The sequence below is a fragment of the Rhizobacter sp. P3_C12 genome (assembly GCF_056402735.1).
Window position 1 is genome coordinate 1 of record NZ_JBFUGW010000415.1, and the last position, 3,960, is coordinate 3,960.

6 protein-coding genes are annotated in these 3,960 nt (G+C 63.0%); all 6 read right to left on the minus strand.

The window, feature by feature from the left end; translation table 11 throughout:
* A partial coding sequence (locus AC1DXV_RS32260) for a DUF4150 domain-containing protein (RefSeq protein ID WP_477937561.1) occupies nt 1-783 on the minus strand: 783 nt, incomplete at its 3' end.
* The gene (locus AC1DXV_RS32265) at nt 771-1,790 is read right to left on the minus strand and encodes a hypothetical protein (protein WP_477937563.1); all 1,020 of its coding nucleotides are present in this window, start codon (nt 1,788-1,790) and stop codon (nt 771-773) included. The genes AC1DXV_RS32265 and AC1DXV_RS32260, both read right to left, overlap by 13 nt.
* A gap of 3 nt (nt 1,791-1,793) precedes the next feature.
* Nucleotides 1,794-2,867, minus strand: coding sequence for a DUF2169 family type VI secretion system accessory protein (locus tag AC1DXV_RS32270; RefSeq protein WP_477873410.1), 1,074 nt, complete (start codon nt 2,865-2,867; stop codon nt 1,794-1,796).
* A gap of 224 nt (nt 2,868-3,091) precedes the next feature.
* Nucleotides 3,092-3,295 (minus strand): hypothetical protein, encoded by a 204-nt coding sequence (locus AC1DXV_RS32275; protein ID WP_477873412.1) that lies wholly within the window; start codon nt 3,293-3,295, stop codon nt 3,092-3,094.
* A gap of 16 nt (nt 3,296-3,311) precedes the next feature.
* The gene (locus AC1DXV_RS32280; protein WP_477873414.1) at nt 3,312-3,470 is read right to left on the minus strand and encodes a transposase domain-containing protein; all 159 of its coding nucleotides are present in this window, start codon (nt 3,468-3,470) and stop codon (nt 3,312-3,314) included.
* Nucleotides 3,471-3,530: 60 nt separating this feature from the next.
* On the minus strand, nt 3,531-3,960 hold a 430-nt coding region (locus AC1DXV_RS32285), incomplete at its 5' end, for a hypothetical protein (protein WP_477937565.1).

Genomic DNA, 3,960 nt, shown 5'->3' on the forward strand with positions numbered 1-3,960 from the left:
CTGTTTTGCCAGGTCCGCAACAGCACCCTCATGGTGCGCCCTTCTCTCTGCCTCGGTGTCGTATTTTTTCTTTGTCCATTCGATCTTGTCGCACCCTTTGTCGATGTACTCGCGACGCTTGACCTTCAGGCGTTCCAATGCCTCGATCTGCTGTGTGATGAGGGCTTTGATGCCGTCGACGTCACCGGCCAGAGGGCGATTGTTAAAGATCCGGTTCTTGATGGGCTTGATCTGCGAGGCGTAGCCCGCCTGCTCGGTCTTGATGACATCGTAGTCCTTGTGGATCTTCTCGCACTCCTCGGCAAGCTCCTGGTCGGCAGCTGAAAGCCCCGCCGGAATCATGCTGCTCGTCGACGGCGCACCCGACGTCCCGGGCGGGTGCGACCCGTGGTTGCTAGTCGTCAGGTCGAGGTGCCGGCAGACGGCTTTGCCCTCGATCTTCACATCCATCGACCAGGCCTGGAAGTAAGTCTTGCMGGTGATCTGGTGCGTGATCACGCTCGCCCCGAAGCTGCGCGTGGCTGCCTCGTTGCCCAGCGTTGCTGGCTTGTAGTACGACTGCTGCGCGAGAGCTGCTGGTTGGCGCCCCAGCAGCACCGTGACGGAACCCTCTTTGAGGTCGCTGGAGAAAGACGTATCGGGATAGGGGACGGGGATCGGTCCCGCCGGCGGTCCCGGCGGGGACAGGCATACGTCGGGGAATCGGGCGATGCTTTTGTTCAAGTCGCCCTTGCCGGCGACTTCTCGCATGTTGGCGAAAACCGCGTGCGTCACCTTGTCCACCTCGGATGTGATACCACTGCCGCCGCGCGGTTGTGAAAAGCTCCGCTCGCATGGAGCGCCGCTACCGGGCCGGGCGCATACCCGCGCGCCCAAGCCTGCTCGACCCAAGCCAGCTGCACGAAGCCAGCAACCGCGCCACAGTCGCCCACGCAGTCGGCTGGGTGCCACAGAGGCTGCTCAGGACGTACCTGCCGCATCAGTCGCGCCTGCGTTACGACCAGTTCCTCGAAGGCATAGGACTCACCTCCAACGTCACTCAAACGAAAGTCAACCTCGTGAAGCCCGAGACCCGCCTCGACGAGCGCAGCACGTAGCGCCGCCGTCATGCCGTTGGCGCGGAAAGGCTCTTCATTCGTGACCGTCGCCGGCTCGGTCCCGAAGCCCAGTCCCAGCACGGCGAGACCACCCCCCTCCGGCGGCTCCTCGCTGACCAGGACGATGCAAGCTGCCTCGCCAGGGATCAGGCCGTCGCTCTGCAGGCTTGTCTTCAGCCGTCCGGATCGATCGAGCCAACTCAGTGTGCGCGCGTCGATCAAGCTGTCCACAGCGACCACCAGGCATGCTCGCGCCTGCGTCTCGCTGTGCATCGTGCGCGCAAGGCTGAGCGCCTGGATCACGCCAACTGCGCCGCCCGCCACGTGCGCGGTTCGCCCGTGCGTGGAGGGTGCGCCATCCGGCAACTGTGCGTTGCTCATCAGGCCGGCCAACCGCGCCCCAGGCCGGTCTGCCTCGCGTGTGCACAGGATCAATGGAAGGGATGCGGCCCGCAGACGCTCTGTTGACGGGGGATCAAGTTGCTCGAACGCGAGCCTCAACAACGCGGCCTGTCGATCGCGACCGCGCATTTCCGCCGGCAACGCCTCAACGGCGGCGCCCACGAGCGGCTCGCCTTCTCTGTCGGTGTAGTGCAGCATCGTGAAGCCGGAGACGCCCGCTCGCAGCGCTGCCGCAGCGCTTCTCGGCTGGTAGCCGACGGGGCAGATGAGGCTCAGACAGGTGACGTACATGGCCTAGCGCCTCGCCCGAAGTTCAGTCACTGCCTCGCCGAGACTTCCGAAGTGCGGCTTTCTCGGGCGGGCATTGCCGACACGAACTTCGCGCAAGCGCACGAACTTGCGCGGCAGCTTCACACCCACTCGCCCCACGAGAACGATGCGCGATTCGTGAGGGAGAAGATGAAGCGTGTCGGGAGTCAGCGTGGTGCGCTCCACGCGATCGTCGAAGCAGAACGCAACCGGGACAGCCATCGAGGGCAGGCGGACGATGAAGCGACCGGAAGGGTTCATGTTCAGGCACATGAAGGCCGTGCCCTCGGTCAGCGCATCCATCTGCTGATCCTCCGGCGCGGCCTGGAAGTAGCGGTCATCGAAATCGTCGGGCAAGAACGGCAGGACATGATCCATCCAATGTTGGTCATAGGTCCCCGCGAAGCGCACTCGCCCGGCCGCAAAGCGCGGCACCGGGCCGAAGCCGATCGGCTCCGGTCGGTCGAGGCGAGTCTTCAGAAGCGATCCAGGACGTTCGACACAAGGCAGGAGGGCGCCCTCGCTGGCCGCGTCGCTCTTGGTCTCGAGGTAGCCCCGCCCGAGCGGGTTGCGAGGGTCACTCCGGTAGTTCGTGGGGTCGTTCGACGTTCGATCGGTGCCACCGAATGCCAGGTGCCAGGCCAAGGGCATGGCCGAGAATGGCTCCGGCCGCGACGCTCGCGATCCGAAGGCGCCTGAGGTCCAACGGCGCTCACCCGTCACGATGGCGCGTTTGTCGAGCGATGGCCCCAGCAGCCCCACCTCCATCGTCGTTGCCTGCCGACCCTGCGGGGCCATGGCCATCGCATCGAGCAGCACCTCGGGCCGCGGCTTCACCGGCACAAAGTCGGACTCGGCACGAACAGAGGTATCTGCTGCATCGCCATAGTGCGCATCGGCAAAGACGAAGGGGCTCTGCTTCTCGACGAAGCGACAGACGCCGTCGACATCGACGTCGAAGCTGGCGCGCACGACGACCGTGCACACCTTTGAGCACAACTTGTCTTGCGACACGAACGTCTCGGCGAGAAAAGGGGTGTCATTCGCGCTGATGAACATGAAGTCCGTGTCTCTGTCTTCTCAAATTGCCGGCATTCGGTCGCCTCACATCCTCCAGTCAATTCTGCGTGATCGCCAACTCGCGTCGAGATGACCTCCGACACTTCAATACAGAAGAATCGTGACCATCGGTGTCGACGGGCGACGAGGCTTCGAGAAATACGGTCGCCCTTGAGCAGCAGTTCCGTAGGCGGCCAAGCACCCCGTCTTGACGACGGAGCCGATCAAGGCGGGTTGATCTCGTCGGTGGCTTCGCCCTCGTCGCAGTACCGCCCGATGACGCGATCCAGTCGCTTGAGCAACACGTTGAGCGTCTCGCTATCGCGGCGTGCGAACATGGCCAGGGCGTTGTGACCGTCAGCGGCCATAACCGCGCAGCCAACACCCTGGATGTGGCGCAACGTAATGTCGCCGCCGTCGTCGATCAACGCTTCACAATGCTCTTCATAGTCCCGTAGTTTCTCGTGTGGTCGCAGCCGTCCACCGGCGCGCCAGCAACTCGTCGATGCGACGGTTCGGGTGCATCGGCAGCCGCTGCAGCACGTCCTTAATGTAAGCCCACGGGTCGTGCCCATGCAGCTTGGTCGACTGCACCAGGCTCATCACCATCGCCGCTCACTACCTATTCGACTATCGAACCGAGATGCCTGAAAGCTTGGCGCCTTATCGCACTAGCGCGATGAACTTCTTGAGCTTTCCATCTGGATAGCCATCCGTGAGGAACCTACGCACGCTGGCCTTGAAAGCGGGCGCGACCTCGTAGAAGTCGGCGACCGTCTTTGCTTTTGTGTGCACCAGGTATCCCGCGGCAATCAGGCGGTCGAACCTGTCGGCAGCCAAGCCAGGCACCTTGCTCGAGAACTTCATGTGAGCGCACTTGTTGTCGACGAACCTATCGCCCTTGAAGAACGCGTGCAAGAACCGCGAAACTTCCTGCTGAACCATAGCTTGTTCGCCGTCCTTGGTAGCCTTGGCTAGAACGAATGCGTCCTGCAGGTCGCCGGGGTCGCAAGTGGCGTCGATCATCGAAGGGTCGATGCCCGAACTTGTCAAGCTGAGGTCAGCGCATTTGTCAAACACCGAGTACATGAAC

Excerpts from the sequence above, each read along its gene's own strand:
- AC1DXV_RS32270 (WP_477873410.1), bottom strand. The coding sequence starts at position 2,867 with ATGTTCATCAGCGCGAATGACACCCCTTTTCTCGCCGAGACGTTCGTG.
- AC1DXV_RS32280 (WP_477873414.1), bottom strand. The coding sequence starts at position 3,470 with ATGAGCCTGGTGCAGTCGACCAAGCTGCATGGGCACGACCCGTGGGCT.
- AC1DXV_RS32265 (WP_477937563.1), bottom strand. The coding sequence starts at position 1,790 with ATGTACGTCACCTGTCTGAGCCTCATCTGCCCCGTCGGCTACCAGCCG.